The organism is Micromonospora echinofusca (assembly GCF_900091445.1).
GTDB lineage: Bacteria > Actinomycetota > Actinomycetes > Mycobacteriales > Micromonosporaceae > Micromonospora > Micromonospora echinofusca.
This window is the reverse complement of the sequence record NZ_LT607733.1, coordinates 2,459,067-2,475,943: the sequence shown is the minus strand read 5'-3', so window position 1 is coordinate 2,475,943 and position 16,877 is coordinate 2,459,067. Positions and strand designations below refer to the sequence as shown.

General features: G+C 73.3%; 15 protein-coding genes. 8 read left to right on the top strand and 7 right to left on the bottom strand.

Annotation, left to right across the window (positions count from 1 at the left end; all coding sequences use genetic code 11):
• Positions 1-42 precede the first annotated feature (42 nt).
• The 3 genes from GA0070610_RS10970 to GA0070610_RS10960 all read left to right on the top strand — a co-directional run bounded on the left by GA0070610_RS10970 (position 43) and on the right by GA0070610_RS10960 (position 6,188).
• On the top strand, positions 43-4,230 hold the full coding sequence (locus tag GA0070610_RS10970) for a SpoIIE family protein phosphatase (RefSeq protein WP_088999927.1): 4,188 nt from the start codon (positions 43-45) through the stop codon (positions 4,228-4,230).
• Positions 4,231-4,327: 97 nt separating this feature from the next.
• Positions 4,328-5,080 carry an HD domain-containing protein gene (locus GA0070610_RS10965; protein ID WP_088999926.1) on the top strand — a complete coding sequence of 251 codons (753 nt, stop codon included), beginning with the start codon at positions 4,328-4,330 and terminating at the stop codon, positions 5,078-5,080.
• Positions 5,081-5,330: 250 nt separating this feature from the next.
• Positions 5,331-6,188 carry a hypothetical protein gene (locus tag GA0070610_RS10960; RefSeq protein ID WP_088999925.1) on the top strand — a complete coding sequence of 286 codons (858 nt, stop codon included), beginning with the start codon at positions 5,331-5,333 and terminating at the stop codon, positions 6,186-6,188.
• A gap of 7 nt (positions 6,189-6,195) precedes the next feature.
• On the opposite strand, the gene GA0070610_RS10955 is transcribed toward GA0070610_RS10960, so the two are convergent.
• From GA0070610_RS10955 to GA0070610_RS10945, 3 genes are all read right to left on the bottom strand, one after another.
• A complete protein-coding gene (locus GA0070610_RS10955; protein WP_088999924.1) occupies positions 6,196-7,209 on the bottom strand; it encodes a hypothetical protein in 1,014 nt (337 codons plus the stop codon).
• Positions 7,210-7,329: 120 nt separating this feature from the next.
• Positions 7,330-7,671, bottom strand: a complete 342-nt coding sequence (locus GA0070610_RS10950) for a hypothetical protein (protein ID WP_088999923.1) — start codon at positions 7,669-7,671, stop codon at positions 7,330-7,332.
• 253 nt (positions 7,672-7,924) lie between these two features.
• Entirely contained in the window at positions 7,925-8,164 is a 240-nt protein-coding gene (locus tag GA0070610_RS10945) for a winged helix-turn-helix domain-containing protein (protein WP_088999922.1), read from the bottom strand.
• Between the two features lie 369 nt (positions 8,165-8,533).
• Here GA0070610_RS10945 and GA0070610_RS10940 point away from each other — a divergent pair, with 369 nt between their 5' ends.
• The 3 genes from GA0070610_RS10940 to GA0070610_RS10930 are packed head-to-tail and all read left to right on the top strand — an operon-like array spanning position 8,534 to position 10,057.
• Positions 8,534-8,773, top strand: coding sequence for a DivIVA domain-containing protein (locus GA0070610_RS10940; protein ID WP_231926058.1), 240 nt, complete (start codon positions 8,534-8,536; stop codon positions 8,771-8,773).
• The gene (locus GA0070610_RS30880) at positions 8,770-9,111 is read left to right on the top strand and encodes a hypothetical protein (protein ID WP_231926057.1); all 342 of its coding nucleotides are present in this window, start codon (positions 8,770-8,772) and stop codon (positions 9,109-9,111) included. Before GA0070610_RS10940 ends, GA0070610_RS30880 begins: the two co-directional genes overlap by 4 nt.
• A complete protein-coding gene (locus GA0070610_RS10930) occupies positions 9,044-10,057 on the top strand; it encodes an ADP-ribosylglycohydrolase family protein (RefSeq protein ID WP_197697826.1) in 1,014 nt (337 codons plus the stop codon). Before GA0070610_RS30880 ends, GA0070610_RS10930 begins: the two co-directional genes overlap by 68 nt.
• Before the next feature lie 165 nt (positions 10,058-10,222).
• Here GA0070610_RS10930 and GA0070610_RS10925 read toward each other — a convergent pair whose 3' ends face one another.
• A complete protein-coding gene (locus tag GA0070610_RS10925) occupies positions 10,223-10,816 on the bottom strand; it encodes a hypothetical protein (RefSeq protein ID WP_088999919.1) in 594 nt (197 codons plus the stop codon).
• A 137-nt stretch (positions 10,817-10,953) separates the two neighbouring features.
• Between GA0070610_RS10925 and GA0070610_RS10920 the strand changes: the two genes are divergently transcribed.
• The gene (locus tag GA0070610_RS10920) at positions 10,954-11,445 is read left to right on the top strand and encodes a hypothetical protein (protein WP_088999918.1); all 492 of its coding nucleotides are present in this window, start codon (positions 10,954-10,956) and stop codon (positions 11,443-11,445) included.
• A gap of 12 nt (positions 11,446-11,457) precedes the next feature.
• On the opposite strand, the gene GA0070610_RS10915 is transcribed toward GA0070610_RS10920, so the two are convergent.
• Positions 11,458-13,083: an ABC transporter permease gene (locus tag GA0070610_RS10915; RefSeq protein WP_088999917.1), complete on the bottom strand. Its 1,626-nt coding sequence runs from the start codon at positions 13,081-13,083 to the stop codon at positions 11,458-11,460.
• Positions 13,080-14,042: an ABC transporter ATP-binding protein gene (locus GA0070610_RS10910; protein ID WP_088999916.1), complete on the bottom strand. Its 963-nt coding sequence runs from the start codon at positions 14,040-14,042 to the stop codon at positions 13,080-13,082. Before GA0070610_RS10910 ends, GA0070610_RS10915 begins: the two co-directional genes overlap by 4 nt.
• A 107-nt stretch (positions 14,043-14,149) precedes the next feature.
• On the opposite strand from GA0070610_RS10910, the gene GA0070610_RS10905 reads away from it, so the two are divergent.
• Positions 14,150-14,977, top strand: coding sequence for a TetR family transcriptional regulator (locus GA0070610_RS10905; RefSeq protein ID WP_088999915.1), 828 nt, complete (start codon positions 14,150-14,152; stop codon positions 14,975-14,977).
• Positions 14,978-15,019: 42 nt separating this feature from the next.
• Here the strand turns inward: GA0070610_RS10905 and GA0070610_RS10900 are convergent, their stop codons facing one another.
• On the bottom strand, positions 15,020-16,813 hold the full coding sequence (locus tag GA0070610_RS10900) for an ABC transporter ATP-binding protein (RefSeq protein ID WP_088999914.1): 1,794 nt from the start codon (positions 16,811-16,813) through the stop codon (positions 15,020-15,022).
• Between the last annotated feature and the right edge of the window lie 64 nt (positions 16,814-16,877).

The following is a 16,877-nucleotide window of genomic DNA, read 5'->3' as shown; positions in this document are numbered from 1 at the left end:
GCCTGCGACCCGGACACCAGGGCGGCGACAGGGGGCCGGGACGTGGATTCGAAGCAGCACGCCGAACCGGCGGGGGCGGCCGTCGACCTCTTCGCCGGCGACGATCCCACCAGCGCCGCGCACCGGGCCACCGACTGGGCGGCCACTGCCCTGGGTCCGGTACAGACCTGGCCGCCGGAGCTGTGCGCGGCGGTGCGCACCGTGCTGCCGTCGAAGATCCCGATGCTGCTGTGGTGGGGCCCCGAGCTGGTGCAGATCTTCAACGACGCGTACACGCCGGTCCTCGGCGACAAGTACCCGGCCGCTATCGGTCAGCCGGGCGCACAGTGCTGGCCGGAGGTCTGGACCGAGCTGGGTCCGCTCACCGACCAGGTGTTCGCCGGCCACGGCGCCACCTTCGCGGAGAACCAACTGCTGATGCTCGACCGGCACGGCTACCTGGAGGAGACGTACTGGACCTTCTCCTACAGCCCGGTACGCGCCGACGCCGGCCGCGTCCCCGGCATCTTCGTGGCCACCACGGACGTCACCGCGCGGGTGCTGGGTGACCGGCGGCTGGAGACGCTGCGCGAGCTGGGCTCGGTCTCGATCGCGGCGGCGGACACCACCCGCGACGCCGTGCGGGCGTCGGCCCGGGTCCTCACCGGCAGCCCGGCCGACCTGCCTGCCGTGATGATCTACCTGCGCCCCGAGGGGGCGACGCCGGACGAGGGCCCGGCCGCAGACGGCGACGGTGGAGAAACCGGCCCCGGACCGGACGGCGGCGCGTCGGAGGACGCGGACGAACTGGTCCTGGCCGCCTCCGTCGGCGTGGCCGAGGAGGCCGCCACGAGCGCCGGGTGGCTGGCGCAGATCGGCGAGGTCGCGCGGACCGGCCGCCCCGCGCGGGTCCGGGGCGTGGCCCTGCCCGGCGACCCCCGCGCACACGCCGGGGCGGTCGTCGGGGTGCCCGTGGACGAGGTGGTGGTGCTGCCCCTGCTGGCCACCGGCCAGGCCCGCCCGACCGGCGTGCTGGTCGCCGGCGTCAGCCCCTTCCGCAGACTGGACGAGGCGTACGCCGGCTTCCTCGACCTGGTGGCCAGCCGGGTCTCGACGGCGCTGGGCGACGTGCTGGCGTACGAGGCGCAGCGACGCCGGGCCGCGGCGCTGGCCGAACTGGACGCGGCGAAGACGGAGTTCTTCACCGACGTCAGCCACGAGCTGCGCACCCCGCTGACGCTGATCGCAGGGCCGGTGCGGGAGAGCCTCGCCGACCGCCGCGAGCCGCTCCCGCCGGGCCAGCGCGAACGCCTGGAGCTGGTGCACCGCAACACCGGCCGGCTACGCAAGCTCGTCAACGACATGCTCGACTTCGCCCGCATGGAGGGCGGCCGGCTGGACCCGGAACGCGTGGAGACCGACCTTCCGGCGCTCACCGCCGGCGTCGCCGAGTCCTTCGCGTACGCCATGCGCGAGGCCGGGCTGACCTACCGGGTCGACGTCGAGGCGCTGCCACGCACCGCGTACGTGGACCGCGACATGTGGGAGAAGGTGGTCGTCAACCTGCTCTCCAACGCCCTGAAGTACACCCTGGCCGGCACGGTGCGCCTGCGGCTGCGCGGCGACGGCGAACGCGTCACGCTGTCCGTCGACGACACCGGCGTCGGTGTGCCCGCCGACCAGCAGCCGCTGCTGTTCCGCCGCTTCCACCGCGTACGCGGCGCCAGCGGCCGGTCGCACGAGGGCACCGGCATCGGGTTGGCGCTGGTGCAGGAGATGGCCCGGTTGCACGGTGGCGAGGTCAGCGTGCGCTCGGTCGAGGGCGAGGGCTCGACGTTCACCGTCCGCCTGCCGTACGGCCGGGCCACCGCCACCGCCACGCGCCGCGAGCGGGCCCACGAGCCGGCACACGAGGCGTACGTCGCCGAGGCCCTGCGCTGGCTGCCGGAGGCCGCGCCCGCCCCCACGGACCGGACCGACGACGACGCCCGCAACGCCGCCACGGTGCTGGTGGTCGACGACAACGCCGACCTGCGCGCCTTCCTGGCGAGCCTGCTCGCGCCCCACCACCGGGTCGTCGTCGCGGCCGACGGCCGGGAGGCGCTCGACCGCATCGCCGAGCGGGTGCCGGACCTGGTGCTGACCGACGTGATGATGCCCCGCCTCGACGGTTTCTGGCTGGTCCGGGCGCTGCGCGCCGACCGGCGTACGGCCGGGCTGCCGATCATCGTGCTCTCCGCCCGCGCCGGCGAGGAGGCGGCGGTGGAGGGGCTGCGGACCGGAGCCGACGACTACCTGGCCAAGCCGTTCTCCTCCGAGGAACTGCTGGCCCGGGTGGGCGCGCACCTGGAGCTGGCCCGGTTGCGCAACGAGGAGGCGACCTGGCGGGCGGCGCTCATCGAGTCGTTGCAGGACGCGTTCGCCGTGGTCGACGCCGACGGGGCGCTGATCGAGGCGAACGAGGCGTTCTGCCGCCTGGTCGGCGCCGACCGGCTGGCGACACCGGTCGCGCCGCCGCACGCCTGGTGGCCGGAGGCCGACGCCGCGCCCGCCGACCGACTGCTGCTGCTCGACGTGCTGCGCGCCGCGCGCGGCTCCGACCGGGGGCGGGTCACCGTGCCGCTGCGGCACGCCGACGGGCAACGGATCTGGGCCGAGGCGGTCTACAACTCGCTGCGCGAGCCGCGTACCGGCCGCCGCCTCTACGTCGCCACGCTGCGCGAGGTGACCGCCGAGGTCCGGGCCGCCGCCCGACAGTCCGCCCTGGCCGCGCTCTCCGGCCGGCTCGCCCGCGCCACCGACGTGGCCGAGGTGCTCGACGCCGGCCTCTCCGAGCTGTGCACCCTGCTGGACGGCACCCGCGGCCTGGCGGTCTGCGCCGACGCCGCCGGCACGCCGCTGGTGGTGACCCAGGGACTGACGCTGACCCGGCAGGTGCAGCGGGCCCTCGACGGACTGCCTGCGGACGGCGACCCGCAGCTCGCCGTCGACGACGCGGGTCGGGTCACCGCGATCGGGGCCCGCATCGAGCCGGGCGGGGCACCCGGCGGGGTATGGCTGGAACTGGATCCGCCCCGGTCGGTACCGACGGTGGACCGGCCGCTGGTGCGGCAGCTCTGCGCCGCGCTGGCCCAGGCGCTGGTGCGCGCGCGGGCCTTCGAGACCCAGCGGACGGTCGCCCTGGCCATGCAGCGGGCGATGCTCGGCCCGGTCGATTTGCCGGCCGGATTCGCGACCCGCTACCAGCCGGCGGTGGCGCCGCTCGAGGTCGGCGGAGACTGGTACGACGTGGTGCAGCTTCCCGGCGACCTCGTCGGCGTGGTGGTGGGCGACGTGGTGGGGCGGGGCCTGCCCGCCGCCACGGTGATGGGTCAGCTGCGCAGCGCCTCGCGCGCCCTGCTCCTGCAGGCCAAGAGCCCCGCCGAGGTGCTCAGCGCGCTGGACGACTTCGCCCGCATGGTGCCCGGCGGCGCCTGCACCACCGTCTTCTGCGCCATCATCGACCGCTCGCTGGGCCTGCTCCGCTACTCGTCGGCGGGTCACCCGCCGGGCATCCTGGTGCACCCGGACGGCTCCGCCGAGTTGCTGACCCGTGCCGGTTCGGTGCCGCTGGCCAGCGTCGCGGTGCCCGGCCGGCCGGAGGCAGGGGCGCGGCTGCGGCCCGGTTCGACACTGCTGCTCTACACCGACGGGCTCGTCGAGCGCCGCCGGGAACTGATCGACGCCGGCATCTCCCGGGCGGTCGCCGCGCTCACCCAGGGCCGCGAGCTGCCCGAGGGGGCGCTGGCCGACCGGGTGGTCCGGGACCTGCTGCCCGACACCCGCAACGACGACGTGGCGGTGCTGGTCTACCGGCACCGCGAGCCGGCGGCCTTCGCCGCGACGCTGACGGCCGACCCGGGTCAGCTCGCGCCGACCCGCGAGGCGCTGCGGGAGTGGCTCACCGGCCTCGGTATCGGCGAGGCCGACGTCGACGCGGCGCTGATCGCGGCCGGCGAGGCGTGCGCCAACGCGATCGAGCACGGCTACCGGTTCGCCCCGGACGTGTCGGTCACCGTACGGGGGCGGCTGCGCGCCGACCGGCTGGAGATGGTGGTCACCGACACCGGCGGCTGGCGGGAGGCGACCCCCGACGACGGAGAGCGCGGCCGGGGTCAGCTGATCATGACCCGGCTGATGGACGAGGCCACCGTGGACGGCAGCGCCGACGGCACCACCGTACGCCTGGTCAAGCGCGTCTCCGGCGCGTGACCAGCTGACGTCGCGGTGACCGCCGCCCGGAGGTACTGGCGTCGGGTGGCCGACGCCAGGGGCGCCCGGCACGGTGAAGATCGGCTATAAGTGGCGGATGGAGTTTCCCGCCTACCTGGCCACCATGCCGATGCACGCGATCACCGAGATCCACGGCGAGCCCGGCCTGCTGGCCCGGTTCCGGCTGGAGCTGCGCGCGTTCGACGAGGCCGCGCGGCAACAGCTCACCGAGGCCCTCGACCTCGCCGCCGAGCTGCACCGCGACGACCGGCGGGTACGCGAGCCCTACCTGAACCACCTGCTGCGGGTGGCGATCCGGATGGTGCACCACTACCAGGTCCGCGACGTCGACGTGATCGTCGCCGGCCTGCTGCACGACGCGGTGGAGGACCACCCCGACGAGCTGGCCGCCGCGACCTCCGGCGAGCCTGGCGGGGCGTACGACGGCGAGGACGCCACCGCCGCCGCCCTGGCCGTGCTCGCGCAGCGGTTCGGCCCGCGGGTGGCCCGCCTGGTCGGCGCGGTCACCAATCCGGCGTACGACCCGGGCCGGGACAAGCACGTGCAGTACCGCGAGCACGTGGCGGCCAGCCTCGACCGGGAGCCGTGGGCGCGGGTCATCAAGATCTCCGACTTCACGGACAACGGGGTGGGCGTCATCCACACCGTCGGGCCGAAGGTGACCTCGTCGGCGCGCAAGTACCGCCCGCTCGTACCGGTCTACCGGGACCTCGTCACCAGGGCGGACACTCCCCTGTCGGCGCCGGTGAAGGAGCACATCCTCGGCCAGCTCGACCTCGCCGAGGAACGCTTCAGCGCCATCCTCGACGAACCACCCCACCCGAACTGACCGCGCCTGCTGCTCGTCGGTCCCGGTCCGAATCAGTCCGCACCGGGGCTGTGGGATACGGGTCAAGCCTGATCCGCTGTCATCGGTGACAGTGCTCGATTGCCCAGCCGCCGCCGCTCTTCCTGCCGGCATCCCGACGTCAAAGTGTCGAACTGGCGACAGTTCGGCCATCGTCCACCACCGACAATCGGGCGCCAGCCGCTGACATGGCGGGAGGAGCCGCAGTTCCCCGCAGGGAGGTCGGAGCAGCATGACCGGTCAGGTGTCTCCTCAGCGGCAGAACATCAACACGCTCGCGATCACGTTGCTCGGCGTGCTCCTCGCCGGCGCCTTGACGTACGCGTGCGCGCCGATCAACAAGCAGCAGGAGGACAAGGCGAGCGACCCGTTGCATCTGGGGGAACCGGCGTTCCACGTCAGCGTCCGCGAGGCTTTCCACGAGGCCGACGACGGCACCACGTGGGTGTTCCCGACGGTGCTGCCGCTGGAGGCGTTGTCCTTCCTCAACATCCAACCAACTACACGCTCCAGTCAGGGCATTGTCGAGCACCAGGAGGCGGCAGACCGGCGCCTCACCGACCTCGGCGGCAGGCGGGTCGGCCGGAGCTGCACTTCGGAGTGCGTCTCCGTGTCGCGCTACCGGGTGACCCTCACCGGCAATCGGAAGCAGCCGGTGCACATCGATTCCATGCGGGCCCGAATTCGGGCTGAACAGCCGGCACCGTCCGGAACGCTGCTGTTCATCGGGCCGGAGGGTGGCGGGCCGGTCGATGTGGTCTACCTCGACCTGGATTCCCCGAAAAAGGATGCCCTCACGGTCGGCGAGGACGGCAAGCCGACCGGTCGGGTATTCACCGATGTGGAGAACCGGTTCGCCGAGGAGGGCGAACCGCTGGTTTTCGAGCTCGTCGGCGCGACCCGCCGACCGGTCCGCTACGAATGGGAGCTCGTGCTGGAGGTCACCCAGGATGGCCGCAGGGAGACCGTGGTCGTAGACCTGGGATCGGGAAAACCGCTCCACACGGTTGGCTGGATCGAGGTACCGAGGTACGGCATCAAGTACGGACGTAACCCGATCACGTATTCGATCGTCGAATCTGCGCAGTGAGCCGGCGCTACGGCCGTCCCGCGTAGTGCACGAACGCGACCTCGTAGGGTTGAAGTACGGGATCGCCGCCGACCTCGCGGGGATCGACGAGACGCACCGTCCAGTATGGGTCCCTGCGGGAGATCAGGGGTTCGTCGGCCACCTGCACGATAATGCCGCGGCCGCTGCAGTAGTACCAGGCCGTGAGCGGGCCTGGCCACGACGGGGTCGGGCCGCCCCACCGCCTGGTGCACTTGGTACCGTCTCGCAACTCGATCAGCAGCGGACCACGCCGCTCTTCTGCCGGCGGGTCAGCGCTGGCGACGGGTTGCCGCATGTCGTACCGGATCAACTGGTTGTTGCCCGGTCTTCCGCAGAGCACCTTGGTGCGGTCCGGCTCGATCCAGCAGGCGTGCGCGCCGAGCACGAACGGCAGGCACGAGACGATGTCCGGTGCGGTCGCCGAATAGGCCGGGAAGCACTCGTCCGGCTGCTGCCTTCCGACTTCGGTGACCTGGTAGCCCGGCGCCGGTCGGCCGTCCCGGGTGACCGGCACGAACTGGACCACTTCGGTGCGGGCGGCCGGAGCGGGGGTGCGGGTGGCGCCACTCAGCTCCATGCACGCCGCGCTCGCCTGCAGGTCATGCTCGCTGGACGTGGTGACACAGACCACGGCATCCGCGGGCTGGGGAGCCGGCGTGCAGACCGGAACACCGGCCCCCTCGCGGCAGCCCCAGTAGAGCAGGGAGATTCCCGGCGAGACCACCCCGCTCAGCGTGAGAGCCCGCAGGGGTTCGTCTGGCTCATGCATCACCCGTACGACCGGCAGGCACTCGCCGAGCACCGCCGCCTCGACACACCCCCCTTCCCGCTCCCCCGCCACCGAGATCTCGGCGGCGGAGGACGTGACGACCACCCGTACGGGCAGTCGTTCGGGATGCTGCCCCTCGCGCAGCAGCCGAGCACCGACACCACCGGCAACGCCCACGAGAACGACAGCCAGGAGCAGCACCAGCGAACGCGGCCGACGTGCCATGGTCATCCCCCTACGCGTCAGCCAGTCGTGTGCCCCGTCGCACCCCACTGACCGCGACAGTCGTGCGGCCCAACACTCCATCCACCTGTGCGATCCGGCATCCCCGCGCGCCGCTACGAACTCCAGTCATCGCGCGAGGCGAGCGTTGATCCTGTCTACTGCCTCGTCCCGTGCCGAGGGGTCCGACGACCACACCATCGTGGTCCGCCTCGGAAGAACCATGAAGACCATCCGACGGCCTGTCCTGGTGGTGATGCACAGCCGTGGCGGCCTATCGGCATGGGCGGTGACACCCTCGATGTCCACCATCGCGACCCGACGGACACGGCCCAAGCCCGCTAATGGCGTGAACGTCACTTCTTCGTCAGCCAACGCGAGTGTCCCGCCGAGCAGGGCGAGCCGTCCCGCGAACGAGGTGCCCGAGGAGACGGGCACGCTCGCCACCCACCGGTTGTCGCCGCTCGTCACAAGTGGATCCTTACCCGGGAAGCCTGTGGAATTCACCATTTGCCGGGCGGCACCGACTTTCCGCAAGCACGAAGTCAGTCGCGCCGACCGACCGGGGCGGTCGCCGTGACGTCCGCTCCCAGATTCCGAGGGCGGGCATCGAGTTTCCCGCCCCAGGGTGAGCCTGACAGTCGCAGTGCCATCAGCACTGTCAGCTACCCGTCGCCACGAAGACAACTGGTCCGGTCGAGCGTCGAGCCGGCCAGCCCGCTACCTACGGCTCCCGCATCCAGGTCTTCGGGTCCGTGACGAATACACCCTTGCCCTGCTGCCGGCGGATCACCCGCAACGCTTCCAGCCGGGCGTAGGCCATCTGCACGGTCCCGTGACTGACGCCATAGGTCTGACGCAGTTCGGCGATCGAGGGCAGCCTGTCCTCCGGCTTCAACTTCTTGGATCTGACGTCGGCGATCACATCGTCGGCGATGCGCCAATAGTCCGGCACTTCTCGCATGGCACTCCTCGCGTGGCAATCCGATTCGATCACACCGGGACGCGCCTAACAAGCAGCGTTGACTCATCTGACATGTCTAGCTATGTTGATTCAGAGCCCGTCCTCGCGTGGCAACGAGTTCGGCTCATCCCCTGGTCGGGACGGGTGCCCGTGCCCGTCCCGACCCCGTTCGGTTGCTCTGCTGTCGTACCGCCGATTCGGGCTGCGGCGGCCGAGCGGGCGGGTCGTCCGCGACCCCCGCGCGGACGACCCGCCCTTCCAGACCCCACCGCGCGGAGCCTGCGCGCTCCCGCCTGCCCCGGAGAGAGGATCGTCGTGGCTCAGGTGTATCGAGGCGGCCAGCCCTACCCAGCCGGTTACCCGGGCCGGTTGACGCCGCACGAGGTGCGGACCCGCGAGTTCGCCGCGCGCCGGCGCGGCATCGACCCCGTGGAGGTACGCGAGTTCCAGGCCCGGGTCTCCGACGAGCTGGCCATGCTCAACGAAACGGTACGGCTGCTAAGCCAGGAGAACGACCGCATCAAGCGGGCGCTGCGCGACTGGCAGACCATGCACGCGCGGGAGTGCCGGCCGCCGGAGGAGCACCACCGCAACGCCGGCCACTGGTGACCGCGCCCCCCTCCCCCGGCGACCTGCTCCTCGTCGACGGCCGGGCCTCGGTGCAGTTCGCCGGGGACCGCGCCCTGACCTTCCGCGTCGTCTCGGTCTGCGACCAACCGACGTACGCCGGCTGGATCTGGCTGACCGGCTACGTCCTGAACCGGCGCGGCGAGGCGACCGACAAGCGCGAGATCTACGTCCAACTCGCCGGCCTCCGTTCGGCCATGGGCTCTCCCGCCCCGAGGCGGCCCCGCACCACCCGCTCCTATGCTTCACGGCGTGACCAGGGTGACGGCGCAGCAGCTCGCGACCGCTCGGGGCTGTGTGCTCGGGCTGATGCTCGGTGACGCCATCGGCGCGACAGGCGGCACGGTGCCGGCGTCCGGGCCGCTGCCGGCGACGAGCGCCGGGCAGCTCGCCTGCTTCACCGTCGACGGCCTGATCCGCGCCCACGTCCGGCACCGGCACCGGGGCATCTGCCACCCGCCGAGCATGGTGTGGGAGTCGTACCGGAACTGGGCCGCGATCCAGGGCGTACCCGGCTTCGAGGTCCGCGGCGAAGGCAACGGGCCGCGGGGCTGGCTGGTACGGGTACCGGCCTTGGCCGAGCGGCGCGGGTCGGCACCGGCGACAGTGGCGGCACTCCAGCGGCGCGAGATGGGCACGATCGACGAGCCCAGCGGTACGAGCACCGGGGCGCACGCGCTCACCCGGACCCTGCCGGTCGGCCTCTATCCGTGCGAGGCGGCGGAGATGGCCGCCCTCACGCACGCGGGCGACGCCGTCGGCGCCGCCGGGCTGGGTGGTGCGGTGGTCCGTCTGCTCGCCGTGGGACGTCCACTCGTCGAGGCCGTCGGGAGCGTGGCGTCGGAATCTGGGGAGTGGTCCGAGGCCGCTGAGCGGTCCCTGGTTCCGTCCCTGACGGCAGCCCGGTCGGGTCCCGCCTCGCGGGGCGAGCTGGCTCGCCTCGCCCCTGACGCGCGGGCGGTCTCCGCGCTCGCCGGCGGCGTCTACGCCGTGGCCTGCTTCCCGGGCCGGGAGACGGTACGCGAGGCGCTCCTCTTCGCCGCCTCGGCCGGCGACGGCGGCCACGCCGTGACGGTGGCTGGCGCCCTGCTGGGCACGGCGCACGGGCCGGACGCGCTGCCGGTCGATTGGCTGTCCCGGCTGGAGTTGGCCTGGACGGCCGACACGCTGGCCCGCGACGTCGTCACCGAGCTGCACGACAGCCCGTCGGGAGGCGAGTACTTCCGCCCGACCGATCCTCACTGGAGGACCCGCTACCCCGGCTGAGGTCGGGCGAGCACCATCACCGGTCGTACGCGAGCTGCAACGGCGGTCTGGGCGCCGCCGTCACCGGCGCACGGCACGGCGACGGGCAACCCCGTCACCAGGAGCCTGGCCCACCGGCGCGCCAAACCGAACGGACGACGAAGAACCTCCGGTCGCGTTCAACGGTCAGCCGGAGGCCTGTGTGGATGCCTCCGGCGTACGCACTGACGCCCGGCTCGCCCGGATCTCGTCCAGCCTCGGTTCGAGCGCCCTGGCCTGGGCGACGGAGCCGCCACGGACGCCGAGACCGCCACGGGCCGCGAGGTAGAAAAGATCGCGCGCCTCATTGGCCCGTTGCAGCAGGTCGGCCGGGTCGTCGTCCTGGCGGAGCCCGCGGGCGACCAGCTCGATCCCCCACACGGCGTCCCGCCAGTCGCGTGCCGCCGACACCGTCGCCGCGTCCCCGAGCAGCAGGAGGCTCTCCCAGGCGAGCGTGCGCCGCACGTCCGCGTCGGCCAGTTGAGCGAGGCCCTCCTCCCGGTTCATCCGGTGCCCGCGCGAGTGGGGCCGCTCGTCAGCGAGCATCCGCACCGCGACGGCGTGGATCTCCTTGATCACCCGCGCGAACTCGACGTACGCGTCCAGCCGTCGATCGTCCCACCGGACGCCCTGGTTCCGCTTCCATCGGGCGCGATCGGCCACGGAGGTCGCAACGATCGTGCCGACAGTGCCGATCAGCACGCCGATGAGAGCGGGCAACTGCGCGACGATGCTTGCCATAGCTGGAGCGTGCCAGCCGGCGGCAACCGGACCCGCACCACCACGCCGGAGGTCGTGCGGCCTTGACCCTCAAGCCGGTCGAGGCCGGAGCATGTGCCGCGATGACCCGCCGCCGGCGGGCCCCGATCGCGAGGAGCATGGTGGACACGAACGACGCCGACGATGTCATGGCGCACATCGGCCGTGCCCTGGAGCTGGGTGCGGCGGGCGACCGTACCGCCGCACGGGCGACCCTCATGGCGCTCTGGGACCGGATCGGCGAGGACGGGGACGCCCTGCACCGGTGCACCGTCGCGCACCACCTGGCCGACCTTCAGGATGCGGTCGCGGACGAGGTGGCGTGGGACCGCCGCGCGCTGGCCGTCGTAGCCGACCTCAGCGACGAGCGCCTCCGGCGGCACCACTCGTCGTTGCGGGTCCGCGCCTTCCTGCCGTCGCTGCACCTCAACCTCGCCGACGCGTACCGTCGCGCCGGCGACGTCGCCCGCGCCCGGGAGCACCTGGCGCTCGCGGCGCCCCTGGCCGCCGAGTTGCCGGACGACGGGTACGGCACGATGATCCGCGACGCGGTCACCCGGGTGACCGCACGTCTCGACGCCGGCTCCCAGGAACCCCTCGCCGCCTCCTGACACGCGCCCCCGTCAGCTCGGGACGTCGCGGCGGCGGAAGCCGGCCATGCCGGCCGCCAGCAGCGCCGCCGCCACCGCCGTCAGCACGGCCAGCGGCAGCACCGCCGGGTCGACCGCCGGGGCCGACGGCACATGGGTGTACGGCGACAGGTTCAGCGCCGCCTGCGGCAGGTCGAGCACCGCGCCGAGCTGCCCGAGCAGCAGGAACACGATCAGCGCCGCCCAGGACAGCGCCGCTGACCAGCGGGGCAGCAGCCCGAACAGCGCCGTCACCACGCCGACGACCACGAGCAGGGCCGGCACCCGCACGAGCGCCGCCCCGCCCAGCTCGACGGCCCGGCCGAGGGGGTCGCCGGCGACCAGGCCGTAGCCGAGCCCGGTGGTGAGCCCTCCCAGCAGCACCAGGGCGAGTGCGCCGAGTGTCGCCGCGGCCACCTGGATGACGAGCCAGCGGGTACGCCCGACCGCCGTGGCGAGCACCGCCTCCAGCAGCCCGTCGGCCTCGTCGGTGCGCGTGCGCAGCAGCGCCTGCACCACGTACGCCCCGATGGTCAGCGCGAACAGCCCCAGCATCGCCGCCAAGTACGCGTCGATCAGCCGCGCGCCGCCGCCCATGGCGCTGATGGCCTCGGCGGCGGCCGGGTTCTCCTCGATCATGGCGTTGAACTCGTCGCCGGCGATGCCCATCGAGAACCCGAGCACCGCCACCCCGATCGCCCAGCCGAGCAGCGCGCCGCGCTGCAACCGCCAGGCCAGCCCGGCGGGGCTGAGCAGGCCGGGCGTGGCCGTGGCCGGTCCGCGCCGGGGTGCGACGAGTCCGGCGCCGATGTCGCGCCGCTCGGCGAGGGCGTACGCGAGCGCCACCCCGGCGAGCAGCAGTGCGGCGGGCAGCGCCAGCGTCCACCAGCGTTCGCCGCCGAAGGCGCGGACCTGGTTGCCCCAGCCGAGCGGCGAGAGCCAGGACGGCCAGGCGCTGACCACGCGCAGGCCGCCGTCGGTCTGCTCGCCCAACACGTCACCGGCGGCGCGGAGCAGGAAGGAGATCCCGACGGCGGCGGCGGCGAGCGCGTTGGCGCCCCGGGAGGTGACCGACAGTTGGGCGGTGACGGCGGCGATGCCGGTGAACGCCACTCCGACGCCACAGATGGCGGCGGCCGCGGCGACGGACCCGGCGAGCGGCAGCCCGGCGCCGGCCAGGGCGGCGGCGAGCAGGACGGTGGCGGCAACGTTCGCCGCGACGATCACCAGCAGGGCGGCGGTGAGCAGCGCGTACCGGCCGACGACGGAGGCGCCGAGCAGCTCCGCCCGGCCGGTCTCCTCGTTCTGCCGGGTGTGCCGGACGACCGCGAAGGTGCTCAGCAGCGCGGCGAGCAGGGCCAGCGTCACGTACGTCTCGGCGACCACCACCGCGCCGAGGTCGGTGCCGGCGATCGGCCCGTTGAACGCGCGGGCGACCAGGCTGGACGCCGACGTGCCGGCGTAGCCGACCCGGGCCGCCTCGTCCGGGTAGAACTCCTTGACGCTGCCGGCGAGGGCGTAGCCGAGCAGGGGCGTGCCGAGCACCCAGATGGCCAGCCGGACCCGGTCGCGGCGCAGCACGAGGCGGGCGAGCCGCCCGGTGCCGGTGAACGCGCTCACCGGGCACCCGCCGGCCGGTCGTCGGTCGGGCGGTCACCGTCGGCCCGGCCCGCCACGGGCGCCGAGGTGCGGGCGGCGCGCTCGTCGCCGTAGTGGCGCAGGAACAGCTCCTCCAGGGTGGGCGGGGCGCTGGTCAGCGCGCGTACGCCGAAGCGGACGAGGTGCCCGAGCAGCTCGTCGAGGTGGGCGGGCTCGACCTCCAGGTGGGTGCGCCCGTCGACCTCGCGCACGTCGTGCACGCCGGGCAGGGCGTCCAGGCCCGTCGCCGGTCGCGCGGTCTCGACGGTGACGGCCGTACGGGTGAGGTGGCGCAGCTCGGTGAGGGTGCCGGACTCGACGGTGCGGCCCTCGCGGATGATGCTGACCCGGTCGCAGAGCGCCTCGACCTCGGCCAGCACGTGGCTGGAGAGCAGCACGGTGGCGCCGTCGCGCTTGAGTTGGCGGACCTCGTCCTGGAAGACGGCCTCCATGAGCGGGTCGAGCCCGGAGGTCGGCTCGTCGAGCAGGTAGAGCTCGACGTCGGAGGCGAAGGCGGCGACGATGGCGACCTTCTGCCGGTTGCCCTTCGAGTAGGTGCGGCACTTGCGCGTCGGGTCGAGGGCGAAGCGCTCCAGCAGGTCGTCGCGGCGGCGCCGGTCGAGGCCCCCGCGCAGCTGGCCGAATAGGTCGATCGCCTCGCCGCCGGAGAGGTTGGGCCACAGGTTCACGTCGCCGGGCACGTACGCCAGCCGGCGGTGCAGGGCCACCGCGTCGCGCCACGGGTCGGCGTCGAAGACCCGTACGTCGCCCGCGTCGCGGCGCAGCAGGCCGAGCAGGACGCGGATGGTGGTGGACTTGCCGGAGCCGTTGGGGCCGAGGAAGCCGTGCACCTCCCCCGCCCCGACCTTCAGGTCGAGCCCGTCGAGCGCGCGGACGCTGCCGAACGTCTTGACCAGGTCGTCGATGGAGATGACGGACATGACCCCTCCAGCCGCTCGTGGTGCCGACGAGCACACTGTACTGACCGATGGTAAGCGGAATCAACAGCGCGGCCTCCCACCGGTCAGCGGCGGCTACGCTTGCCGCCATGACCGTCGAGGCGCCCGACGACACGCGCAGCCGGATCCTGCGCGCCGCGCTCGACCTGTTCGCCGAGCACGGCTACCAGCGCACCCCGCTGCGTCAGATCGCCGAGCGGCTGCGGCTGACCAAGGCCGCGATCCTCTACCATTTCCCCAGCAAGGAGCACCTGCTCACCGCCCTGATCGAGCCGCTGGTGTCCGACCTGGAGGCGCTGCTGGACGCGGCCGAGGCGGGGCCGTCCGAACGGGCCCGCACGACGGTGCTGGAGGGCTGGGTGGACACCATGCTGGCGCACCGCCGCCCGCTCGGCATGCTCTTCCACGACATCGCCCTCGTCACGCGCGGCGACACGTACCACCGTCTGATGCGGATCGCGCTGCGGGCCAACGACCTGATCGCCGGCGTGGACGCGGGCCGCCGGGAGCGGGTGCGGGCGGTGCAGGCGGTCGCCATGTGCAGCGACCCGATCGTCTTCTTCGCCGACGTGCCCGACGCGGTGCTGCGGGCCGACATGCTCGACGGCGTGCACCGCCTGCTCGGCGACCCGGTCGGCCCCGGCCCGGCGGGCGACGCGGGCAGGGCGGGCGGCACGGGCACACCGGGTGGCGCGGGTGCGCCGGCTTCCGGCGGCGGGGCCGATGCGCCGGCTTCCGGCGGTGCGGCGAGGGGCCGGCGACGCCCCGGACGGCCCCGGGCGATGGGTCCGGAGCAGGTCGAGACGGCCCGGCGGATGCACGCCGAGGGCAGCCACTCGGCGGACGAGATCGCCGTCGCGCTCGGGGTCTCGCGGGCCACCCTCTACCGCCACCTCGACCCGGCCGGCGCAGAATAATGAGACAGATATTGCGACGGTTTTGAGACCGGGGTGCCGCAGTCAGGCGGCGAGGGTGGCGTAGCGGCCGGCCCGCTCCAGCAGGCTGTCGTGGCTGCCGGACTCGACGATCCGGCCGTGGTCGAGCACGGCGATCTGGTCCGCGTCGCGCACGGTGGAGAGCCGGTGGGCGATCGTGATGGTGGTACGGCCCCGGGCCACCTCGTCGAACGCCCGCTGCACGGCGCGCTCGGTCTCGGTGTCCAGCGCGCTCGTGGCCTCGTCGAGGATCAGGACGCGCGGGTCGCGCAGCAGCGTACGGGCGATCGCGAGGCGCTGCTTCTCGCCGCCGGAGAAGCGGTGCCCCCGGGAGCCCACGACGGTGTCGTAGCCGTCGGGCAGCCCGGCGATCAGGTCGTGGATCTGGGCGGCGCGGGCGGCGTCCTCGATCTGGGCGTCGGTGGCGTCCGGGCGGGCGTAGCGCAGGTTCTCCCGCACGGTGGTGTGCAGCAGGTATGTCTCCTGGCTGACCACGCCGACGATCGCGGCCAGGTCGGCCAGGCGCAGGTCGCGCAGGTCGACGCCGTCGATGCTGATCCGGCCGCTCGTCGGGTCGTGCAGGCGGCTGACGAGCGCGGCCAGGGTGCTCTTGCCGGAGCCCGTCTCGCCGACCAGGGCCAGGCCGGTGCCGGCCGGCACGTCGAGGGTGATCCCCGCGACGGCGGCGGTGTCGCTGCCCGGGTAGCTGAAGGTGACGTCCGTCAGGCGCAGGTCGCCCCAGACCCGGCGGGGGTCGACGTCGACCGGCTCGGCGGGGTCGGCCACCTCGACGGGCAGGTCCAGGTATTCGAAGATCCGGGCGAACAGCGCCAGCGAGGCGGTGACGGAGACGCCCACGTTGAGCAGGCCCATCAGGGGGCGGAACAGCCCGCCCTGCAACGCGGTGAAGGCGACCAGGGTGCCGATGCTGAGCGTGCCGGCGGCGCCGGGCAGGCCGGCGCTGAGGTAGATGACCGCCGGGATGGCGGCGAAGACGACGCTCATGGTGGCCATCCGCCAGCGGCCGGCGAGTTCGGAGCGCAGTTCCAGGTCGACCAGTCGCTCCGACGAGGCGGCGAAGCGGGCGGCCAGGGCGGGGCCGGTGCCCAGCGTCTTGGCCAGGTGCACGCCGCTGACCGACAGGCCCTCCTCGACGGTGACGTTGAGGTCGGCGAGTTCGCGCTGGCGCTGCGCGGTGATCTCACGACGCAGGTGGGCGACGCGGCGGGTCAGCCAGATGGCCGGCGGCAGCACGACGAGGGAGACCAGGGAGAGCCGCCAGGAGAGCGCGACCATGGCCGCCGCGGTGGCGACCACGGTGGTCAGGTTGGCCGCGATCGAGGTGGCCGTCGAGGTGACCACGCTCTGCATGCCGCCGATGTCGTTGGTGATGCGCGACTGCACCTCGCCGGTGCGGGTGCGGGTGAAGAACGCCAGCGACTGCCGTTGCAGGTGGGTGAAGACGTCGGTGCGCAGCCGGTGCATGACCTGCTGGCCGACCCGGGTGGAGATCCAGGTCTGCGCCACGCCGAGCACCGAGGTCACGGCGGCGACGGCGACCATGCCGGCCACCAGCGCGACCAGCAGCGCCAGGTCGCGCTCCGGCAGGGCCCGGTCGATCACGGCGCGCAGCAGGAAGGGCGAGGCCATGGCGAGCACCGAGGAGACCACGATGATCGCGGTGACGGCGGCGAGCGCCGCCCGGTGCCGGGCGAACAGTGCGCCGATGCGCCGCAGGGACACCTGACGTGCCTGGGCCTTCTCGGCGGCGCTGACCTTGTGGGGGCCGCGGTCGCGGCCGGTGGGAACGGGTTCCAAGGCGTACTTCCTCACGTCGGAAATGCTGAGGTTTCCTCAACATGAGGGAGCAACAGCTTCCGCT